The 21,587-nt window shown below is 57.9% G+C and carries 17 protein-coding genes; 15 read left to right on the plus strand and 2 right to left on the minus strand.

Going from position 1 to position 21,587, the window contains the following annotated elements:
• Window positions 1-23: 23 nt before the first annotated feature.
• Window positions 24-632 (plus strand): hypothetical protein, encoded by a 609-nt coding sequence (locus AABO57_21945; protein MEK6288388.1) that lies wholly within the window; start codon window positions 24-26, stop codon window positions 630-632.
• A 15-nt stretch (window positions 633-647) separates the two neighbouring features.
• Here AABO57_21945 and AABO57_21950 read toward each other — a convergent pair whose 3' ends face one another.
• Entirely contained in the window at window positions 648-2,246 is a 1,599-nt protein-coding gene (locus AABO57_21950) for a fatty acid--CoA ligase (protein ID MEK6288389.1), read from the minus strand.
• A gap of 188 nt (window positions 2,247-2,434) precedes the next feature.
• Here AABO57_21950 and AABO57_21955 point away from each other — a divergent pair, with 188 nt between their 5' ends.
• The 7 genes from AABO57_21955 to AABO57_21985 all read left to right on the plus strand — a co-directional run bounded on the left by AABO57_21955 (window position 2,435) and on the right by AABO57_21985 (window position 11,441).
• Window positions 2,435-2,872: a thioesterase family protein gene (locus AABO57_21955; GenBank protein ID MEK6288390.1), complete on the plus strand. Its 438-nt coding sequence runs from the start codon at window positions 2,435-2,437 to the stop codon at window positions 2,870-2,872.
• Window positions 2,873-2,985: 113 nt separating this feature from the next.
• A complete protein-coding gene (locus AABO57_21960) occupies window positions 2,986-3,849 on the plus strand; it encodes a pirin family protein (protein ID MEK6288391.1) in 864 nt (287 codons plus the stop codon).
• A 30-nt stretch (window positions 3,850-3,879) separates the two neighbouring features.
• Window positions 3,880-5,481 (plus strand): MFS transporter, encoded by a 1,602-nt coding sequence (locus tag AABO57_21965; protein ID MEK6288392.1) that lies wholly within the window; start codon window positions 3,880-3,882, stop codon window positions 5,479-5,481.
• A 336-nt stretch (window positions 5,482-5,817) separates the two neighbouring features.
• The gene (locus AABO57_21970; GenBank protein MEK6288393.1) at window positions 5,818-6,738 is read left to right on the plus strand and encodes a DUF5996 family protein; all 921 of its coding nucleotides are present in this window, start codon (window positions 5,818-5,820) and stop codon (window positions 6,736-6,738) included.
• A gap of 100 nt (window positions 6,739-6,838) precedes the next feature.
• A complete protein-coding gene (locus AABO57_21975) occupies window positions 6,839-7,978 on the plus strand; it encodes a potassium channel family protein (protein MEK6288394.1) in 1,140 nt (379 codons plus the stop codon).
• A gap of 330 nt (window positions 7,979-8,308) precedes the next feature.
• Window positions 8,309-10,384, plus strand: coding sequence for a PQQ-dependent dehydrogenase, methanol/ethanol family (locus AABO57_21980; protein MEK6288395.1), 2,076 nt, complete (start codon window positions 8,309-8,311; stop codon window positions 10,382-10,384).
• Between the two features lie 430 nt (window positions 10,385-10,814).
• Window positions 10,815-11,441, plus strand: coding sequence for a hypothetical protein (locus tag AABO57_21985; GenBank protein ID MEK6288396.1), 627 nt, complete (start codon window positions 10,815-10,817; stop codon window positions 11,439-11,441).
• Between the two features lie 648 nt (window positions 11,442-12,089).
• On the opposite strand, the gene AABO57_21990 is transcribed toward AABO57_21985, so the two are convergent.
• On the minus strand, window positions 12,090-12,599 hold the full coding sequence (locus tag AABO57_21990) for a hypothetical protein (GenBank protein ID MEK6288397.1): 510 nt from the start codon (window positions 12,597-12,599) through the stop codon (window positions 12,090-12,092).
• A gap of 272 nt (window positions 12,600-12,871) precedes the next feature.
• Between AABO57_21990 and AABO57_21995 the strand changes: the two genes are divergently transcribed.
• From AABO57_21995 to AABO57_22025, 7 genes are all read left to right on the plus strand, one after another.
• Window positions 12,872-13,456, plus strand: coding sequence for a sigma-70 family RNA polymerase sigma factor (locus tag AABO57_21995; GenBank protein MEK6288398.1), 585 nt, complete (start codon window positions 12,872-12,874; stop codon window positions 13,454-13,456).
• Entirely contained in the window at window positions 13,446-15,431 is a 1,986-nt protein-coding gene (locus tag AABO57_22000; protein ID MEK6288399.1) for a protein kinase, read from the plus strand. The genes AABO57_21995 and AABO57_22000 overlap by 11 nt, the downstream gene beginning before the upstream one ends.
• 62 nt (window positions 15,432-15,493) lie before the next feature.
• Entirely contained in the window at window positions 15,494-16,168 is a 675-nt protein-coding gene (locus AABO57_22005; GenBank protein ID MEK6288400.1) for a tetratricopeptide repeat protein, read from the plus strand.
• A 178-nt stretch (window positions 16,169-16,346) separates the two neighbouring features.
• Window positions 16,347-17,948 (plus strand): FAD-binding oxidoreductase, encoded by a 1,602-nt coding sequence (locus tag AABO57_22010; protein MEK6288401.1) that lies wholly within the window; start codon window positions 16,347-16,349, stop codon window positions 17,946-17,948.
• 151 nt (window positions 17,949-18,099) lie between these two features.
• Window positions 18,100-19,191 carry a DUF3500 domain-containing protein gene (locus tag AABO57_22015; GenBank protein MEK6288402.1) on the plus strand — a complete coding sequence of 364 codons (1,092 nt, stop codon included), beginning with the start codon at window positions 18,100-18,102 and terminating at the stop codon, window positions 19,189-19,191.
• A 75-nt stretch (window positions 19,192-19,266) separates the two neighbouring features.
• Complete coding sequence (locus AABO57_22020; GenBank protein MEK6288403.1) at window positions 19,267-20,907, plus strand: tannase/feruloyl esterase family alpha/beta hydrolase; 1,641 nt, start codon at window positions 19,267-19,269, stop codon at window positions 20,905-20,907.
• 216 nt (window positions 20,908-21,123) lie between these two features.
• The gene (locus tag AABO57_22025) at window positions 21,124-21,567 is read left to right on the plus strand and encodes a hypothetical protein (protein MEK6288404.1); all 444 of its coding nucleotides are present in this window, start codon (window positions 21,124-21,126) and stop codon (window positions 21,565-21,567) included.
• Window positions 21,568-21,587 lie beyond the last annotated feature (20 nt).

Below are 21,587 nucleotides of genomic sequence, written 5' to 3' on the forward strand. Positions count from 1 at the left end.
CAGAGGTCAGAAGTCAGATGAGAATGAGACTAGTATTAGTTTTGGCGGTGACGCTGTTGGGCGCCGAGTCAACCTTGGCGCAAAAGCATGAAGTTGCCTTCACGTCGGGAGTTCTGAAGATTGGCGAGCGTGGATTCGATCTGCCGCAACCCGGCTTCCTGCGTTTCAGCACCGGCTTCACATATGAGTTCAACTACGCCCAGCGCCTCTTCGATGCGCGGCTTGCCGCGCTCTACTTTGAAGTTCCGTTCGCGGGTACGCCGCGCACCAAGATCAAAACTACAAACGCGCTTTCTCCGAACAGCTACTCGTCGATCTTCTTCACCCCCGGCATCAAGGTCAAACTGCTACCGGGTGGTAAGTATTCGCCTTTCGCTACGATGGGAGTTGGGCTTGCGCATTTCCGCGAAGGCGATACCACGGTGAACAATCAAACCGTCGCGGACCGTAACAGCAAGACCGATGTGGTTTTCGCTTTCGGCTTTGGTCTTGATGTGAAGGTACGTTCAATTTTGAGCATCAGAGGCGAGGTGCGCGACTTTTACTCTGAACTTCCGCCTCTCAACGTTCAAGCGTTGAGTGACCGTCAACACAACGCGCTTATTTCGGCAGGCATTGTCTTACGCTTCTGAACCTCTCGAGCTGGACTAACCCACGCGCTTTGCCTTGTCGCTCCAGTGCTTATCGCGCAAGACGTTCTTTTGAATCTTTCCGGTGGCCGTTCGCGGAAGAGCTTCGATGAACTGAATGCGGCGCGGGCACTTGAAGTGAGCCAGGCTCGCGCGGCAAAACTCGATCAATTCCTCTTCACTCGCAATCGCGCCGGACTTCAGCACAACAAGCGCGCAGACTGTCTCGCCCCAGCGTTCGTCGGGCACCCCGATCACCGCGGCTTCCAGCACCGCGGGGTGCTTGTAAAGAAGTCCCTCGACTTCAATCGACGAGATGTTCTCGCCGCCCGAGATGATCAGGTCCTTCTTTCGATCGACGACTTCGATGTAACCCTCGCTGTCCAACAATGCCATATCGCCGGTGTGAAACCATCCATCGACGATCACCGCATCGGTCGCTTCCGGCTGCCGCCAGTAGCCTTTCATTACCACGTTCGCGCGAGTTATTACCTCGCCCACTTCGCCGCTGTCTGGTTTCACATCGCGGCCGTGGTCATCCACGACTCGTATGTCGACGCCGATCATCGGGTAGCCGGTCTTTGCTTGCACCCGGCTTTTTTGATCGGCGGACCAGTCTTGCATGTGAGGTTTGATCTTGCTGACGGTTAGGAAAGGCGCGGTCTCAGTCAGACCGTAGATTTGAATCACCTGCCAACCAAATTTCTCCTGGGCGCCTTGAATCGTCGCAAGTGGAGGAGCCGAGCCGGCCGTTCCTACGCGTACGCCGCGCGGCAACCCGTCGAGCATCGCTGCATTCATCGGGTGATTCAGAGCCATGTTGATCATCGTCGGGGGCATGCACGCAAACGTGACCCGCTCACGCGCGACCAGATCGAAGAACGCGGCGGGCTCAAACTTTTTAATGATCACGTGAGTCCCGCCCATTCCCGTCACGGCATAACCGACGCCCCAACCATTGCAGTGAAACTGCGCGAGCGTGTGCAGATAGACATCGCGTTCGTGAATACCGAACTCGCAGATCGAGTTGATCGCGTTGATGTAGAGGTTGCGATGCGTGAGCATTACGCCCTTTGGACGGCCGGTGGTGCCCGAAGTGTACAGCAGCGCCGACGTTTCGTTTTCATCGATATCGACTGGCGGCGGAGACTCGGGTGATGCCTCGGCGAGCAGCGTCTCGTAGTCGAGCCAGCCTTCTTCGGCGGCCTTCGAGTCGTCGCTGGCCACGACGAAGTGTTCGATTGTCGTAAGCCTGTCGCGAATCGAATCGATAAGACCGGTGAGTCCCTCTTCCACGATCAGCACCTTCGCCCCGCCGTGATTGAGTATGTACTCGAAATCGCCGGCCACCAGGCGAAAGTTGAGCGGCATCAATATCGAACCCAAAAGCGGGGTGCCAAAGAAAGCCTCGAGCACGCGATGGCAATTCTGAGAAAGCATAGCCACGCGATCGTCCTTCTGAATGCCGAGACCGCTCATCGCGTTTGACCATCGATTGACTCTCTCGCCGAACTGACGATAAGTGAGCCGGGTGTCGCCGCAAACGACGGCTTCTTTGTTCGAATGCGCGACCAATGCGCGCTTCAAGAAGTCGTATTCATTGAGAGGAACGATCACGATTGAAGACCTCCGGGGAAGTTGCTCGACCCGAGCGCGGGTCAGCATAGCACAAAGAGAAAGTCATGGTGTAGGGCGGCAGCACGCGGGAACTTCGGCTCACCAAGCGGCGTCTAATTCTTCAGCGCCGACCTGACGAATCAATCGCGTTTGATTTGCTGGTCGTGTTTCAGGCATCATGCCGCTCCGTGAAATCAGACTTTCGATTCCATCACGACATCCGCGTCCGCTTCGCCGACACCGACTTGCAGGGCATCGTGTTCAACGGCAACTACCTCACCTACTACGACGTTGCGTGGACCGAGTATTTCCGCGCGGTTGGCTACGAGTGGAAAGATCTGCTCGCGCTTGGAGTGGACACGGTACTGGCTCGCACAACGATGGTGTTCAAATCGCCGGCGCGCTTCGACGAGATTCTACAGGTGCACACTCGCGTCTCGAAGATCGGAACGACCAGCCTGACCTTCGAATTCGAGATCTACCCCGAAGGCGAAGACCGCCTGATCAATTCGGCGAACTCTATATACGTATGCGTTGACCCGAAGGCGTTGAAGCCGGCGCCCGTGCCGGAAGATCTCCGCCAGCGTATCAGCGGGTTTGAAGGAAGTAACTTAACCGAAGGGTGACAAGAGCCGCGCCCAGAGGAGCCGTTCGTAATTCCGCTATCGCCACAAAGGCGTTATTCTGTTGCCAAGAGAACTGGGACGCTTTCCAACTCGATCAAACAAGGAGAAGACACGTGAGTCCGATTCAAAGAAGAGTCGAACACATCATTGAGCCACAACCGGTCATTGAAGGAGCGGGAGTGAAACTCAAGAGAAGCATCGGCACGCGGACCCTGGACTATCTCGATCCATTCTTGTTGCTCGATCATTTCGCGGATAGCAAACCGGAAGATTATGAAGCCGGTTTCCCGCTCCATCCTCATCGAGGAATCGAGACTGTCACCTACGTGCTGCGAGGCGCCGTCGATCATCGGGACACCCTTGGCAACGCCGGGAGCATTGGCCCGGGCGACGTTCAGTGGATGTCGGCCGGCGGCGGCATCATGCACGAGGAGATGCCTCAAGTCCGACCCGAAGGCATCGACGGGTTTCAACTCTGGGTCAACCTCCCGGCGAAGCTCAAGATGTCCAGACCGCGCTATCAGGGTATTGAAGCCAGCGAGATTCCCGCGGTCGAGATCGAAGGCGGAGCAAGGATCCGTGTGATTACCGGCACAGCAGGCGGCGTAAAAGGTCCGGTTAGCGGGATCGCCGCGGATCCGGTATATCTCGACGTTTCCGTTCCGGCTCACACCTCTTTCACCCATCAGATCGCCCGCGGCCACACCGCCTTCGCCTACGTGTTTGAAGGCGAGGCTGCATTTGCCGACGACGATCAAAGACAAGTATCACACACGAGACTCGTGGTGTGGGGCGACGGCGAATACGTCAAGGTCGTCACCGCTGAAAGTCCTGTTCGGTTCCTGCTGGTGTCAGGCAAGCCTTTGAACGAGCCCATCGCGCGATACGGCCCCTTCGTGATGAATACGAGAGAAGAGATCGAGCAGGCGCTACGGGACCTGAGAGCAGGTACGTTCGTCTGGTCGGGACCGGAATAACCCACCCGCGATCAAAGCTCCTTTAGAGCGATGGCAAATATCTTTTCACAACCGTGCGATGAGGGCGCGATCATCTCGAAGCCCGCGGTTGCCCGGTGCCCGCGGGCTGCTGAGCCCTGGATTCTCGCCGCGACAATCCTGGGGTCGAGCATGGCCTTCATCGATGGAACGGTGGTCAACGTCGCCCTGCCCGCGCTTCAAGCGAACCTCAACGCCACGGTCCTCGACGTTCAATGGGTAGTTGAATCATATGCGCTCTTTCTCGCCGCGTTGATTCTTGTCGGCGGCTCGATGGGTGACCGATTCGGCAGGCGGCGCATCTTCTGCGCGGGGACCTCTCTGTTTGCGCTTGCGTCCATCTGGTGTGGGGTGGCGCCAAGCGTCGGACAACTGATAGTCGCCCGGGCGGCCCAGGGCGTTGGCGGCGCTCTTCTTGTACCCGGTAGTCTCGCCATCATCAGCGCCTCATTTGGTGAAGACAGACGCGGGACGGCTATCGGCACGTGGTCGGGATTCACAGCGATCACCGCCGCGATTGGTCCGGTCATCGGCGGTTGGCTGATCGAGCATGTTTCGTGGCGGGCCGTCTTCTTCATCAACCTTCCGATTGCGCTCGTCGTGTTGGGACTTTCCTATTGGCGGGTGCCCGAGAGCTGCGATGCCGCGGGAAAGAAACGGCTGGATTGGTTGGGCGCGGGGCTTGCCACGTTGGGTTTGGGATCGCTTGTTTATGGGCTGATCGAGTCGTCACGCTTAGGCTTCGCTCATCCTCTAGTGCTCGTAGCGCTCGGCGGGGGCGCGGTCTCGCTGGCCTTGTTTATCGCGGTCGAGGCGCGTTCCGCCGATCCGATGCTGCCGCTCACGCTATTTCGTTCGAGGAATTTCATCGGAGCCAATCTACTCACGCTGTTTCTGTACGCAGCGCTATCAGGAGCTATGTTTTTCGTTCCGCTCAACCTGATCCAGGTACAGGGGTATTCGGCAACTCAGGCGGGCGCTGCGTTGCTCCCTTTCATTCTCATCTTGTTCCTTCTGTCCCGATGGTCCGGCGGATTGGTTAAGCGATACGGCGCGAAAGTGCCTTTGGTAGCCGGACCAATAGTCGCGGCTGTGGGATACGCGTTGTTTATTCGTCCGGGCGTCGGCGGCGCTTATTGGGCAACTTTTTTTCCTGCTGTGGTAGTCCTTGGTTTCGGGATGGCGCTGAGCGTTGCGCCGCTAACCACCATAGTCATGAGTGCGGTAGAAGCCAATCGCGCGGGCGTTACTTCTGGGATCAACAACGCGGTGTCGCGCACGGCCGGGCTGCTTGGGATTGCGATCCTCGGAATTGTGATACTCCACGCCTACAGCGGCGAGGTTGATCGGCGGCTGGCCTTGTTGCGTATCTCGCCTGAAACGCGAAGATCTATCGATGAGCAACGGGTCAGGCTAGGCGCAACTGAAATCCCCGCCGTCGACGATCAGACGCGAGTAGCATTGAAGCAGGCTATCGATGAATCCTTCGTCTTGGGCTTTCGCGTGGTGATGACCGCCGCCGTTGGGCTCGCGTTGGCAAGCGCGCTCAGCGCGTTTATGATGATCGAAGGCAAGCTGGCGCCGAGCGTTGCGCGCGCATTTCAGCATCAGTAGAAGAAAGGCACTTCAAGTTTGACGGCGATCTTAGCAGGCTGCTGAAAAAACCGATGACACACAAGTATTCAGAGCCAATCCCACCAACGCAGTTGGTGGATCCACCAACGCAGTTGGTGGATCGTTCATACTCAGCCTACACGGGACACAGGGCGAAAGTCCCGAATCCCACCAACGCAGTTGGTGGATCGTTCATATCCAACCTGGCTCTGATACCGGGAAGTGAATCCGACCGGAGAGTTAGGCTGGGTATGAACGAACCACCAACTGCGTTGGTGGGATTCAAAAGCACGCTGCGTTCTTGCTTATAGGCCACGTACAGTACTGGAGGTAGTCATGTCGGACGCAAATTTGACGAGCGCGCTCGCTGGCGCCGAAACCTGGCCGTCTCTCCCAGTAAAAGAATGGGGAGACACTTACGCCACACTTCACATGTGGACGCAGATCGTCGGCAAGATTCGGCTCGTGCAAACACCCTTGATCAATCATTGGTGGAACACAACGTTGTATCTGACAGCGCGCGGACTGACGACGTCACCAATTCCGCACGGACATCGAATCTTCGAGATCGACTTCGACTTCATCGACCACCAGCTACACATTCGCACCAGCGATGGCGCTACCGGGTCGCTGGCCCTGGCGCCGCGTTCGGTCGCTGATTTCTACCGCGAGGTGATGGACACATTGCGGTCTCTGGGATTGGAAGTCCACATTCACGCTAGCCCAGATGAAGTCGCCGATCCGATTCCCTTTGCCGAAGATCACAAGCACGCCTCTTACGATGCTGAGTACGCGAACCGGTTTTGGCGCATCCTGGTCCAAGCCGACGGGGTATTCAAGCAGTTCAGGTCGGGCTTCATCGGGAAGTGCAGTCCGGTGCATTTCTTCTGGGGCAGCTTTGATCTTGCGGTCACCCGGTTCTCGGGACGCCGCGCGCCGGAACGGCCGGGCGCGGACGCCATCACCCGCGAAGCCTACTCGCACGAAGTGATCAGTCACGGTTTCTGGCCGGGCGGTGGCGCGGTTGAAGCGCCGATTTTCTATTCTTACACCGCGCCCGCACCGGCGGGGTTGGACAAGGCGCCGATTCACCCAGGCTTCTACAGCACGGAAATGTCGGAGTTCATCCTGCCGTATGATGATGTCCGTCAGTCCGCTTCACCCGACGGGTCGTTGCTCGATTTCATGCAGAGCACCTATGAGGCAGGGGCACGGCTTGCAAACTGGGACCGCGCAGAGTTGGAACGAACCGAATGAGCAATAGCCGTGAGCGAGCGAAGCCCACAAGTAGACAGCGCTCCTCACCGATGCTCCAAAACGGCCGATCTCAGAGATGCGCCACAAGAGCTACCGATAGATGAAAGCCCTTGGCATTGTTTTTAGTGTTCTTCTTATTCTGGCCATTCTGCTGGATGCTTTCGAGGTAGTGGTCCTTCCGCGCCGCGTAACGAGGCGCATCCGCTTCGCGAGAGCCTTCTATCGCGCAACGTGGATACCCTCTGCGGCATTGGCGCGGCGAATCTCATCGAGCAGCCGACGAGAAACGTATCTTGGCTTCTTCGGCCCACTCTCGTTGATCTTGCTTCTGTGTGTTTGGGCGGTAGGACTGATTATTGGTTTCGCCGCGCTGCACTGGTCGCTCGGGTCGCCACTCAATGGGGTCGAAGCGCGCGCGAGCTTTGCCACATATGCTTACTTCAGCGGTACAACCTTCTTCACTTTGGGTTACGGAGATGTGACTCCAGGCGCGCCGCTAGGGCGAGCGCTGGCCGTTGTAGAGGGCGGAGTAGGGTTCGGCTTTCTTGCGCTCATCATTGGTTACTTGCCGGTAATCTATCAAGCGTTCTCACGGCGCGAGGCAAGCATCTCTCTGCTTGATGCGCGCGCAGGTTCGCCGCCCAGCGCGGCGGAGTTGCTTCGTCGTCACGGCCAGAGCATACAAGAACTAGATCAGCTCTTGCGAGATTGGGAACGCTGGGCGGCCGACTTGTTGGAGAGCCATCTCTCTTATCCCGTCCTCTGCTACTACCGGTCCCAGCACAATAACCAGTCCTGGTTGACGGCGTTGACTGCTGTTCTCGATGCAAGCGCATTGGTCATGGTCGGCATGGAAGGGGCCCCGAAGCGCCAGGCGCAGCTTACGTTCGCAATGGCCCGCCACGCGGTGGTAGATCTGGCGCAAATCTTCAACACGCCCCCTCGCGAGCCGTTCCCGGACCGCCTGCCGTCCGATGAGCTGAATCGGCTGCGCGCGGTCCTCGCGGCAGCCGGTGTCAAGCTGGCCGACGGCGCCGCAGCCGATCAGCGGTTGTCCGAGCTGCGCCGAATGTATGAGCCGTTCGTTAGTCCGCTGGCTGATTTCCTGTTCATACCGCTTCCATCCTGGGTCCCAGCAAATGAGTCCTTCGACAATTGGCAGACGAGCCGGTGGGGCCGGATTTCAGGACTTGCCCAGGCGCCCTGCACACCATCGAGGGAAGAGGAAGAACACTTTTAGCCGCTCGTCTTGCCCCATCAGCGCTTGCAGGCTCCCGAAAGAGTCGATGAGACACAAATATTTGGGTAAATTCCCACACGCCCGTCCTCAATCCCACCAACGCAGTTGGCGGACTGGACGATAAACGCTCGCCCGACCTATGATTGCTCACTCGTCAGAGACGGCGCTGACGATCGACGGCTTCTCCTGTAACCGTGGGCCCGAATGTGCGAACCGTTTTTCTTCGGACTGATTCAGTTGCGGAGCCGGAAGCTCGCTTGCCAAATCACGCCGGATGATCAGCAATGACAACATCGTGAGGTAGCCCTGAGGTAGCCCCGAGGTAGACCAATGATACGACGAATCAAGATTCTCCTGTTAATGCTGCTTTGCTGCTGCACGGTGCGTCTTCAAGCTCCGGAGGCGCAGAAGAAAGCGGCCGCGAAGGGCTCGAGAGCCATCGACGATGCGGCGCTTCGCAATGCCGATGCTCGCACCGGCGACTGGATCACTCACGGCCGGACCTATGGGGAAACTCGCTTCTCTCCTCTGAATCGGATCAACGCCGGCAATATCAAACAGCTCGGGCTTGCTTGGTCGTTCGACACCGAGACAACGAGAGGACTCGAGGCGACTCCGATCATTGTCGGCGGTGTCATGTATACGACCGGCAGCTGGAGCGTCGTGTTTGCCATCGATGCTCGCACCGGCAAACAGCTTTGGAAATGGGACCCGCAGGTGCCGCGCACCTTCGGCCAGAAGGCTTGCTGCGACGTGGTCAATCGAGGCGTGGCAGTCTACAAGGGCAAGGTCTACGTCGGCACGCTTGATGGGCGATTGGCAGCGCTCGATGCTGATACCGGTAAGTTGATCTGGCAAGTCGTCACCGTCGATCAGAGCCGGCCTTACACCATCACCGCCGCGCCGCGTGTCGTGAAAGGCAAAGTGCTGATCGGCAACGGCGGCGCTGAGTTGGGAGTGCGCGGATACCTTTCGGCCTACGACGCGGAAACCGGCAAGATGGCGTGGCGCTTCTACACGGTGCCGGGCGATCCTTCGAAGCCGTTCGAGTCTCCGGCGATGGAACGCGCGGCGAAGACCTGGAAGGGCGAGTGGTGGAAGATTGGCGGCGGAGGCACCGTCTGGGATTCGTTGGCTTACGATCCCGAGCTTGATCTTCTGTACGTTGGAACGGGCAACGGCTCGCCGTGGAACCGCGAGATTCGCAGTCCAGGCGGCGGTGACAATCTCTACCTCTCGTCGATCCTCGCGCTCAGACCCGATTCGGGCGAGCTTGTGTGGCACTACCAGACGACTCCCGGTGACTCGTGGGACTACACCGCAACTCAGCACATCATACTCGCCGACCTTGAAATCGACGGACGCAAGCGCAAAGTGCTAATGCAAGCGCCAAAGAACGGGTTTTTCTACGTGCTCGATCGAACCAGCGGCGAATTGCTTTCCGCGCAGCCGTACGTTCCGATCTCGTGGGCGAAAGAGGTTGATCAGAAAACCGGGCGTCCTGTTGAGAATACCGGCGTTCGCTACAAAGACGCTGCCGCTTTCATCAAGCCTGGCCCGCTTGGAGGTCACAACTGGCAACCGATGTCTTACAACCCGCAGACCGGACTCGTCTACATACCGGCGCAAGACACGCTGTTCATCTACTCTCCGGACAAGAAGTTTGAATACAAACCCGGCACTTGGAACCTCGGAATTGATTTCTCGCTCTTCAAGGACCCGGCGCCGCTGATGCCCGGATTCCTGCTCGCGTGGGACCCCGTGAATCAGAAAGAACGATGGCGAGTTCCGTACGCGAACTTCTGGAACGGCGGCACGCTCACGACTGGGGGCAACCTGGTCTTTCAAGGAACCGCAGACGGACGCTTTGTAGCTTACAGCGCAGACAAAGGCGAGAAGCTCTACGAAGCGTCTGTTGGGACCGGCATCATTGCCTCGCCGGTGACTTATGAATTGGACGGCGTGCAATATGTTTCGATCATGGCTGGCTGGGGAGGGGCTTTCCCTCTGACTGGCGGTGACGGGAAAGGCGCGTCGCCCGCGGCGGGCAGACTACTGACCTTCGTGCTGAACGGAAAGCAGCCGCTGCCCGAAGTCGTCACGCAGAAACGGACCGTTACTCCGATCGGCGTGACCGCATCGCAAGAGACAATCGAAATTGGCTCGACGCTGTTTGCCCAGAGGTGCGCAGTCTGTCACGGCTTCGGCGCCGCGGGCGGAGGAGCGACGGCTGATCTGCGTTACTCTCATCCAACAACTTTCGACAAGTACCGCGAAATCGTTCTGGAAGGAAAGTATCAGGGGATGGGAATGCCTTCGCTGAAGAGGTGGCTGACCGTTGAGGACGTCGACGCGATCCGCGCGTACGTGCTGACTCGCAGGGCGGCGCTCGCGGCTAAGCAGTGAGAACGCTTGGTAGGTTGCTCAAAGAAGGCGATGATACACAAGTATTCAAGTGCAATCCCACCAACGCAGTTGGTGGTGTGTTCATACCCGGCCTACGCGGGACACTGCGCAGTGGCTCGAATCCCACCAACGGAGTTGGTGGATCGTTCATACTCAGCCTACAGGACGAGGCCACTGCCCCCCCCCGATCCCGAGGATAGAGAGTGGACGTTGTGACTGTAGGCTAGGTATGAACGATCCACCAACTCCAGTTGGTGGGATTCCGGACGGGCCTGCGGCTCTGCGTTTTTAGGCTGAGTATGAACGATCCACCAACTGCGTTGGTGGGATTATTGGCACTCTGTTGGGTAAGTTCTTGGTTTGCGGGACCGCATTGGTTTCCATCCTGGATGGCCGACGCTTGGAAAGGGTCTGACCGGAGACAGAAGGGGTGACGAAGAAAGAACTTCAAAAACTCGTTGAGAAAAACTTGCGGAACAACCCGCACCCGATGATTGACACCGAAACGGGATTGCAGGCTTTAGAGCGAGTCGCTGAAGTCGCGGAACGTAACGGTATAGAACACGCTCTGGTTGGTGGCATCGCGATGCACCTCTACGGAAGTCCCCGCTTGACGAAAGACGTCGATGTGATCGCGTCTTCGATCTTGCCGCTCGATGCGCAGAAGCGCCTGGGTTTCGGCGGCGCACGATATCACGTCAAGATCGGCAGGAAAGTCGTGCCTGTGGACTGGATTGTCCGCGACGATACCGCGCGAAAGTTCTATGAGCAAGCGCTCAAGGAATCCTATCAATTGCCGCGGGGCTTGCCGATCGTCACACCTGAATGGCTGATCATCTTGAAGTACATTGCAGGACGCTTCAAAGATCAACAAGACGCGGTCTACCTGCTCAAGCAGAAGGGTCTGGTCGACCGGCGCGTGATTCGCCGAAAGATCATCGCGACCGCCGGCAGGGAGTTCTGGGCTTTGATAGCGGCTGGATTGCAGCGTTGGTATGACCTTGCGGACGGGCGCATCACGACCGAGAAAGAAGACTACGAAGCCGGGCGACTGTAGCATGAGGATTCGCTTCGAGCGGAGGAGCGACGGCCGATCTTTGTTACTCATCCAACAACTTTCGACAAGTACCGCGAAATCGTTCTGGAAGGAAAGTATCAGGGGATGGGAATGCCTTCGCTGAAGAGGTGGCTGACCGTTGAGGACGTCGACGCGATCCGCGCGTACGTGTTGACGCGCAGGGCGGCGCTTGCGGCTAAGCAGTGAATCCGGGATAGACCCGATTGATCCGTGAAGTGCTCTCTCCACGCACCGGATCGCCCGCGTGCTTACACCGGCCACGTCTGCTGTCACTCATTCGTGGCCGGTGAACTCAATTGACTCGCTAAGAATGTCCGGTCCAATGCGCGCGTTGGTTCTGGTTTAGCGATTTATTACCGACGCTCACGACCGACACCATCTGAGGCTCCGACGAACTCTTGGCCATTCCGCTCCTTGCCTGAATAAGCTCCCGCTCGGAACTGGACATCCTGACTGCGCGCCCCGCGTCGTCTCCCTCCGTCCATAGCCTGGAGAGGAAGTACTGGTCCCCGTGGCCCCAAGAGGGACTAGGCGGTGTCTTGCGCTACTTCCTCCGTAAATGATCTTCGGAAACGGTGCGGACTTCGCTGCAAGTTCTTCAGTGTTCCGCGTGGGTGCTTAAGGTTCTCAGTGCGCTGCACCCGGGGACGTAATGGTCCCGTTGAACGAACCGGAGGTGAAGCCCGTCGTCAGGTCAAGCAAGCGCTCCATGGTGAAGGTCCCGGTGGCGCCAGCGAATCGACCCGTACCGCCCGTAATGGTGTTGAATTCCACAATATGGCCGATACCGGGTGTCCCCGTCGGACTGCCCTGCCCGAGAAGCTCCGTAAAGATGCTGTCTCCGTTGGCCGCGATGAATTGAAGGGACCCGATTCCCGAACCGTCCGAGAGGTCCACCATAACTTCGTAAGTCACCGTGAATCGACCAAGATGGGTGGCGATTCCGGTGCCGCTCCCATCGACCAATAGTGTCGCGGGCGGCTGAACTACGTCGATTTCAACTCCTTGTATGGAACCGTGGAAAGGTACCTGCTTCTTTGCGGCCGCCGGGCCGGCGAGCGCCAGTGTCACGAACATCGCTGCCATTGCCAGATAGATGCTGGATTTCGTCAAAATTATTAAAGCTTGCCTTTTCATAACACCTCCTCTTGGTGTCTCTTAGAGTCTCTTAGGTCCCGGGTGTAGCTGACCGGCCTACGGGTTGAACTCGGTGGAATCGATCTTGCGACCAATTGCTTCACCACCATTGTCCAAGACAGCGGATTTGATTCGCGCTCACTTAATAAGGCGCGAACTGGGTGGAAAACCTTGAACGCCGGCGAATCTTGTTCGCGCAGACGCAAGGAATTGGTGTTCAGGTGATATAATGCGGCGAATTCGTGACCTAATTATTCACTTGGAGGGAGGCCATGTCCATACCCTCAACGCAAGAAGTTACTGAAATGCTCGTGGCTTGGAGCAATGGCGACAAATCGGCTCTCGAAAGATTGATCCCTCTGGTCCACGACGAACTGCATCGGCTAGCCCATCGATACATGAATCAAGAAGGTCCGGGTCATATGTTGCAAACTACAGCACTAGTCAATGAGGCTTACTTACGGCTGGTTGATTCAAGCCATGTTCGATGGCAGAACCGCGCGCACTTCTTTGCGGTCTCCGCGCAGTTGATGAGACGCATACTTGTGGATTTCGCCCGCTCTCGCAACTACCTGAAGCGAGGTGGCAACGCGGTGCAGGTGTCGCTGGATAAGGTTTTAGCGATCACGCCCGAGCAAGACCTCGATGTGGTGGCCCTGGATGAGGCGCTCAATGCTCTGGCCGCGATTGATGACCGCAAGAGCCGGGTGGTCGAGCTGCGATTTTTTGGCGGCCTGAACATAGAGGAGACCGCTGAAGTTCTGAAAGTCTCGCCAGACACGGTGATGCGGGACTGGCGACTGGCAAAGGTATGGCTGCTCAGACAACTGAGCGCGGAGAAGCCGGATGAAGCCTGAGCGCTGGCAACAGATTGAACGGCTCTATCACGCCGCGCTGGAACGCAACCCCGCGGAGCGCGCGGCCTTTCTCAGCGAAGCCTGCGCGGGTGAAGAAGCGGTGCTTTCTGAAGTTGAATCGCTGCTCGGCTACCAGGAGAAAGCCGAGCAGTTCATTGAAGCGCCTGCGCTCGAAGTAGCCGCCAAGAGAATGGCGGACGATCAAGTCAATTCTATGGTGGGTCGGCAACTCGGCTCGTACAAAATACTGTCCCGGCTCGGCGCCGGCGGCATGGGTGAAGTCTATCTGGCCGAGGATGCCCGTCTAAGCCGCAAGGTGGCCATCAAGCTGATCCTCGCCGGTCTAACCGCCGACGAGCAAGCCCAGAGACGGCTCAAGAGAGAAGCGAAGGCGGCGGCCGGCCTGGATCACCCAAACATCTGCGCTATCTACGAAGTCGGCCAGCAAGACAACATCAACTACATCGTAATGCAATATGTCGAAGGTGAAACCCTGGCGAGCCGAATCCAAACAAGGCCTCCCGGCCTCGCCGATACTCTCGATATCGCGATTCAAATAGTAGGTGCGCTATCCGCGGCACACTCGCAGAACATTATTCATCGGGACATCAAGCCGGAAAACATCATCATCAATTCGCACGGACAACTAAAGGTGCTGGATTTTGGGTTGGCAAAAACAGTCAACGACGGCAAGGCTTTTGATAACGAGGGAGCCACGGAAGTTCTCTTGAGCGTGCCGGGCATGCTCATGGGAACACCGGCGTACATGTCGCCTGAACAGGTTCGCGGAGAGACTCTGGATGGCCGGAGCGATATTTTCAGTTTTGGCGTGGTGTTATATGAGATGGTCACTCGCGTTCGGCCTTTTGCGGGTGAGAGCATGGCCAATACGATCTCAGCTATCCTGACGCACGAGCCGGAGCCCCTCGCCCGCTACTCTCGAGAAGTACCGTCAGAGATGGAGCGAATTGTATCGAAGGTTCTAAGAAAAGACAGAGAGGAGCGGTATCAGTCAGCCAAGGATTTGCTGATCGATCTTCGGCGGCTCAAGCAGCGGGTGGACTTTGAGGCTGAGCTGGCACGTTCGGCGGGGCCGCACGATCAGCGTCAAACGATTGCAACTATCACCAAATCACCCGCATCCGAAACGGCCCTTGAATCCGCCGACCCTACAGGCGAGAGCGTGGCAATGCGCCAGACTGCCGACGGCGTTAGCCCAGCACAACGCCACAAGCGAAGTTTGGTACTCGCCCTCGTTGTTGTCGTCATCGCGGCCGCCGGCATCATCTACTTAGTTTTTGGGGGCAAGTTGGCGGGAAGCGAACGCCAGGCGATTGATTCAATCGCCGTTCTGCCCTTCGTCAATACCAGCGGCGACCCGGACGGCGATTACCTAAGTGACGGGATCACCGAAAGCCTGATCAACAGCCTCTCACAGTTGCCACATCTTAGAGTTATGTCTCGCAACTCGGTCTTTCTCTACAAGGGTACGGAGACGGATGCAAAGACGGTGGGGAACGCTCTAAGCGTGAGCGCCGTGGTGACAGGCCGGGTCACGCAGCGCGGTCAGGATCTGATCATCAGCACTGAACTGATTAATGTGCGCGATAACTCGAATCTCTGGGGCGAACGCTACAGTCGTCGACTCTCCGACCTGTTAACGGTGCAAGCAGAGATCGCGAAGGAGATCTCCGGCACGCTCCGGCTGAAGCTTTCGGGCGCGGAGCAGAGCCGCGTGACCAAGCGCTATACGGAGAACCCGGAGGCTTACGAGCTTTATTCCAGGGGCCGGGTCTTCTGGAATAGATTTACTCCGGCGGATTTTCAGCGGGCCATTGACTACTTCAATCAAGCAATCGCTAAAGATCCAAACTACGCTCTGGCTTATGCCGGCCTAGCAGACACGTATGCCGCATCAGGAAGCTTTGCTGGATCCCTCCAACTGACGGCTTCCAAAAGGCAAAAGCGGCAGTGAAAAAAGCATTGGATCTTGATGAGGCACTGGCGGAAGCGCACGTCACCTTGGGAGCTCTCACGATGATTCATGATTTGGACCGGGCCGCTGCTGAACAAGAATTCAAGCGCGCCATTGACCTCAACCCAAACTATTCAACTACTTACAGTCTCTACTCCGATCTTTTATCCGCTACCGGAAAGCTGGATGAGGGAATCAAAATGGCTATGCGTGGTCTGGAAGTCGACCCGCTCTCGCTCGGTCTCAGCTACAGCACGGGCCAGGCCTATTACTTCGCCCGCCGCTACGATGAGGCCCTCAAGCAAATGCAGAAATCAATCGAATTTGATCCAAACTATGCCGGACTGCACATTGTTTCTGGCGCCGTCTACGAGCAACAAGGGAGGTATGACGAAGCCATCGCAGCTTATCAAAGAGCCATCAACGTATCTGGAAGGACATCTACCATGTTGGGATTGCTCGGGCACGCTTATGCCTCGTCGAACAGAAGAGGCGAGGCGCTAAAGATCCTCGATGAACTCAAAGAAATGTCCAGGCACGCGTATGTCCCACCTTACGATCTGGCGGTTCTTTACACCGGGCTCGGTGAGAAGGATCGAGCGATAGAGCAACTCAAAAAAGCTTATGAAGAACGCACCGGTATGATTATCAATCTCAAGGTTGAACCTCTGTTTGACCCTCTTCGGTCCGATCCTCGTTTCGTCGACCTCTTGCGGAGCATGGGACTTTCGAATTGAATCAGAGGTTCATTAATGCAACGCGAAATTACGTGTTGACGCGGAGGACGGCTCTCGCGGCAACACATTGAAGCAGGATTCGCCACAAAGACACGAAGACTCAAAGATCCACAAGCTTCTTCGTGAGTCTTCGTGCCTTTGAGTCTTCGTGGCAAACCCCGCACTCGTTACCTTTCTTATGTCAGAACGACGGAGAAAATTCTGGGGTTGGGGTTGCGAAGGCGAAGGGCTCACCCGTGACGAGCTGAAGCTCCTTGACCCGGTATGGGCGAAGCGGCTCGGCGTGTCTGAGTTCGATGTCACGCCGCCGCCAACTGCCGAAGAAATCAACCTTCGACCATCGCGAGTCTCGATCCCCAACTCGCTCGAAGAGGTGTGCACAACCGATCACTACGAACGGCTCGCTCACTGCTACGGTCAATCGTTCCCCGATAGCGTCCGCATCTTTCAGCGTGACTTCTCTAATCCGCCCGACGTCGTAGCGCTGCCGCGCGCTGAACAAGACATCGTGGATATCTTCGACTGGTGCAGCAGCACGGGCGCAGCCGCGATTCCCTACGGCGGCGGCTCGAGCGTCGTCGGCGGAGTCGAGCCGCCGCGATCGGAACACTATCGCGCGACCGTTACCATCGATCTGCGAAACTTGAATCGAGTGCTCGAGATCGATCTCGTTTCCGAAGCCGCTCGCATACAGGCGGGCGCCTACGGGCCGGCACTCGAAGCGCAACTGAAGCCGTCCGGCCTGACGCTGAGACACTTCCCGCAGTCGTTCGAGTTCTCGACGCTTGGCGGATGGATCGCCACCCGGTCCGGAGGTCACTTCGCTACGCTGCACACGCACATCGATGAGTTGGTCCAGTCGCTTCGCGTTGTAACCCCGCGAGGCGTCATTGAAACTCGCCGCTTGCCGGGCGACGGCGCGGGGCCGAGCGCGGATCGCTTGTTCATCGGCTCGGAAGGAATCTTCGGCATCATCACCGAAGCCTGGATGCGATTGCGCAAGCGGCCGGCGTTTCGCGCGGGGACAACGGTGAAGTTTGCTGACTTCTACAAGGCGGCCGATGCGGTGAGAGTCATTTCCCAAGCGGGTCTGTATCCCGCGAATTGCCGGTTGGTCGACGCCCAGGAAGCAGCGAACGCGGGAGCTGGCGACGGCCGTCACGCGGTGCTGGTGCTGGCTTTTGAATCGGCGGATCATCCGCTCGACGCTTGGATGAGCCGGGCTCTCGAAGTTTGCGGAGATCACGGCGGCGAGTGGGATCGCGAAGCGCTTGCGAAGTCAGGTTCCCATCGCGAAGGCGCGGCGGGCGCGTGGCGGAACGCGTTTCTTCGAGCCTGCTACCTTCGCGAGAACATGGTCCCGCGAGGCGTGCTCTCGGATACTTTCGAAACCGCGATCACCTGGGAGCGCTTCGCCGATTTCCACTCCAACGTCAAGGACGAAGTTCAACGCGTCATCAGCGAAGTCACTGGCAATCGCGCGTGGGTGACCTGCCGATTCACTCACATTTATCCGGACGGCCCGGCACCCTATTTCACCTTCGTCTCGATGGGCAACAAAGAGAAACTGCTCGACCAGTTTTACACAGTGAAGCTCGCGGCCTCGGAAGCGTTGATCAAGCATGGCGGGACGATCACTCATCATCATGCCGTCGGCCGCATGCATCGCCCGCAGTATGACAGCCAGCGCCCCGATTTGTTCGCTGAAGCCTTGCGCGCGGCAAAACGCGAATTCGACCCGAAGTGGATTCTCAACCCCGGAGTGCTGATCGATTTATAGAGCAGGACCGAGAGTGGCATCTCCTTCTCTGGAACCCGCATCGAGCGGACCAAGACACCCTTCTGCCAACCCTCCAGAGATTGACAAAGACTCCGCTCAGGAATACAACAAGCGCGACGGAGACTCCTTTGTTCTTTCAACAGGAACTGAAATGAAAAGGAAATCAAACGATCAAAACACAGAAGGCCGGCGCGAGTTCTTGCAAGCCACTCTCGGCATCGCGGGTGTTTCCTTGTTAGAATCTCCGGCGCTTGCGATGAGATACCCTCAAGCCCCCTCCGGCAATGGTTCGCACTCCGCCTCGATGATGAGCACGGCAGCGGACGCGTTCATCAGTTCGTTGTCCGCCGACCAGCGCGCGAAGGCCTCGTTCGCGTTCGAGGACGAGCAGCGGCTCGACTGGCATTTCATTCCCCGTGCGCGCAAAGGAATTCCATTCAAGGAGCTCGACCCCCCGCAGCGTCTTTTGGGTAACGCTCTAATGAGCGCAGGTCTCGGCCAGCGCGGGCTCATAAGGGCCGCGACCATCATGAGCCTCGACGCGATCCTGCGCGAGATCGAGCAAGGCAAAGGACCAGTCCGCGACCCGGAGCTCTACTTCCTCAGCATCTTCGGCGATGCGCGGTCGGCCAAACCCTGGGGATGGAGAGTCGAAGGACATCACGTGTCGCTGAACTTCACGCTCATCGACGGCAAGCACATCGCGTCGACGCCCGCCTTCTTCGGAGCGAATCCGGCCGAAGCCCTGCAGGGCCCGCGCAAAGGGCTGCGAGCGCTCGCTCCCGAAGAAGACCTGGCGCGGCTGCTGATAAAGTCGCTCGATGACAAGCAGCGCGCTCAAGCGGTCGTAAGCCAAAGCGCGCCAACCGATATTCTGTCCACCAATCTGCGAAAGGCGGAACCGCTCAAGCCCGCCGGTCTTCAAACCAGCAAGCTGGGTCAGAAGCAGCAAGACATTCTGATGACTCTTCTCAGTGAATACGCTTCGAGGCACGCGCCGGATATCGCCGCAGCCAGATTGGATAGAGTTCGCGCCGCGGGCTTAGCGAACATTTTCTTTGCGTGGGCGGGCGGGTTCGAAAAAGGTCAGCCGCATTACTATCGCATCCAGAGCACGGCGTTCCTTGTCGAATACGACAACATTCAGAACAACGCCAACCACATTCACACAGTCTGGCGAGATTTCAATTCGGATTTCGGCGCAGACGTGCTGGCGTTGCACTACAAGCAAGATCACCGCTGAGAGTTGCGCAAAACGGTTAGTCGACGTGTGTTACCGAGCCGTGTCGACCTTCCCATCGCGCTTGCAGGAGGAATAATGAATACTCACGAATCCTCAAGACGAAAACTGTTCCGGATCTTCTCTGCGGTTCTGTTGCTCGCCGCGCTTGCTTTCAGTTCGAGGCCCGCCGCTGCGCAGACTTGCGAGAAGCTCGCCGAACTCAAGCTCGTAAACACTACGATCACGGCGGCGCAGTCCGTGGCGCCTGGAGCGTTCACTTCGGCAGCGGGCTCGGCCGCTCCTTTCAAAGAGCTGCCGGCCTTCTGTCGGGTCACCGGCGTGATCAAACCGACCGCTGACTCGGAGATTAAGTTTGAAGTGTGGATGCCGAGCACGGGCTGGAATGGAAAGTTTCAAGGCATCGGCAACGGCGGCTTCGCGGGGACGATCACTCAGCCGGCGCTGGCTGCCGCGGTTGCGCGCGGCTATGCGGCCGCCTCTACTGACACCGGTCACACTACTACGGATGCGAGCTGGGCGCTGGGACACCCTGAGAAGATCGTCGACTACGGGCATCGCGCGATCCACGAGATGACCGAGAAGGCCAAGTCGATCGTCAGTGCGTTCTACGGCAATGGCCCGAAGCGTTCCTATTTCGCCAGTTGCTCGAACGGAGGACGGCAGGCATTGATGGAGGCGCAGCGCTATCCCAACGACTACGACGGACTGATCGCCGGCGCGCCCGCGAATCAGTTCACGCATATCCTCACCGGGTTCGCGTGGAATCTGCAGGCGACACTCAATGATCCAGCCAGCTACATCCCGGCGACTAAATTAAGAGCGATCGAGGCCGCGGCGCTGGCTGCATGTGACGCGCGGGATGGCGTGACAGACGGCGTGATTGACGATCCCACGAAATGCAGCTTCGATCCATCGGTCTTGCTTTGCAAAGGAGCCGAGTCGGACGCCTGCCTGACAGAAAAGCAAATCGTAGCGCTGAAGAAAATCTATGCCGGACCACGCACCTCGACGGGTGAGCAGATCATCCCCGGCTTTGTGCCTGGAGGCGAAACGGGTCCGGGCGGCTGGCTCGCCTGGATCACCGGGTCCGGGTCAAACAAAGGGCTGCAATTTTTTTTCGCCACGCAGACCTTCGCGAATATGATCTACAACAATCCGGCGTGGGACTTCAAAACTTTCAACCTCGACAAAGACACAAAGCTCGCCGATGAGAAGCTGGGTTCGCTTCTCAACGCTACCGACCCGAACCTGAAAGCTTTCAAAGCGCGCGGCGGCAAGCTGATCTTGTATCACGGCTGGAGTGACGCCGCGCTTCCACCGGTCAACACGATAAACTACTTCCGGAACGTGGTGTCGAAAATGGGCGAGCGTGACGCAGGTTCATTCATTCGGCTCTTCATGGTTCCGGGCATGCAGCATTGCGCCGGCGGCCCTGGCCCGAGCAGCTTCGGGGCATTCGTCACCGGCGGACAATCCGACGCGCAACACGACATGTCAGTCGCGCTTGAACGCTGGGTCGAAGAAGGCATCGCCCCGGATCAAATCATCGCTGTGAAGCGGCAGGGCATTGACCCGAAGAGCCCTGTAACTCGCACGCGCCCACTCTGCCCGTACCCGCAGGTGGCGCGCTACAAAGGGAGCGGGAGCACGGACGACGCCGCGAATTTCGTTTGCACGGCGGAGAAGTCTGATCTGGGCTTGAAGAAGAATAAATGACCACGGTGCCCGCCCGGGTTTTCGCGTCTTTGCGCATCTTTGCGACTTTGCGCGAACCCGGCTTCCGAAAGGAGATTGGACCAAGAGATCTAGCGCGTTTCGCGCAAGGCCCGCGAAGATCCGCAAAGACCGCCAAAGACTGCCGACTCTCCCACGGAAGATTTCTGGGCGCTCACGCGTCAAAGGTGAAACAATTCCGCTTAAGGAGGAACGAGTATGAAGATTCAACGAATTCTCATCGCTCTCACCGTTATCAATCTCGGCCTTGCGATGTTCCTGCTGGCGCAGATCCGGCGGGTCGACGCGGGTAGTGTCGAGACTCGTGGCATCGAGGCGGATGGCGTCGCACCGGTGCTGCGTGGCCGCGAGCTTGAGATCGTCGACGATCAGGGAAGAGTTCGAGCAAGCATAAAGATTCACGCGGGAGATCCGAAGTTCAAGATGCCGGATGGCAAGATTGGGTATCCTGAAACCGTGATGTTTCGGCTGATCGATCCGAACGGGCGTCCCGAGGTGAAACTCGGAGCTTCTATCGAAGGCGGGGGGCTCGGACTCATCGGCGAAAGTGACACGACACATGCTTTGTTGCAAGCGGAGGGCGCCCAGAGTTCCTTGAAATTGACAAACAAGGACGGACGGCAGCAGCTAATCAAGCCGTAGAGTCTGCGCCGATGGCGGAA

The sequence above is a fragment of the Acidobacteriota bacterium genome (genome assembly GCA_038040445.1).
GTDB lineage: Bacteria > Acidobacteriota > Blastocatellia > UBA7656 > UBA7656 > Onstottus_A > Onstottus_A frigus.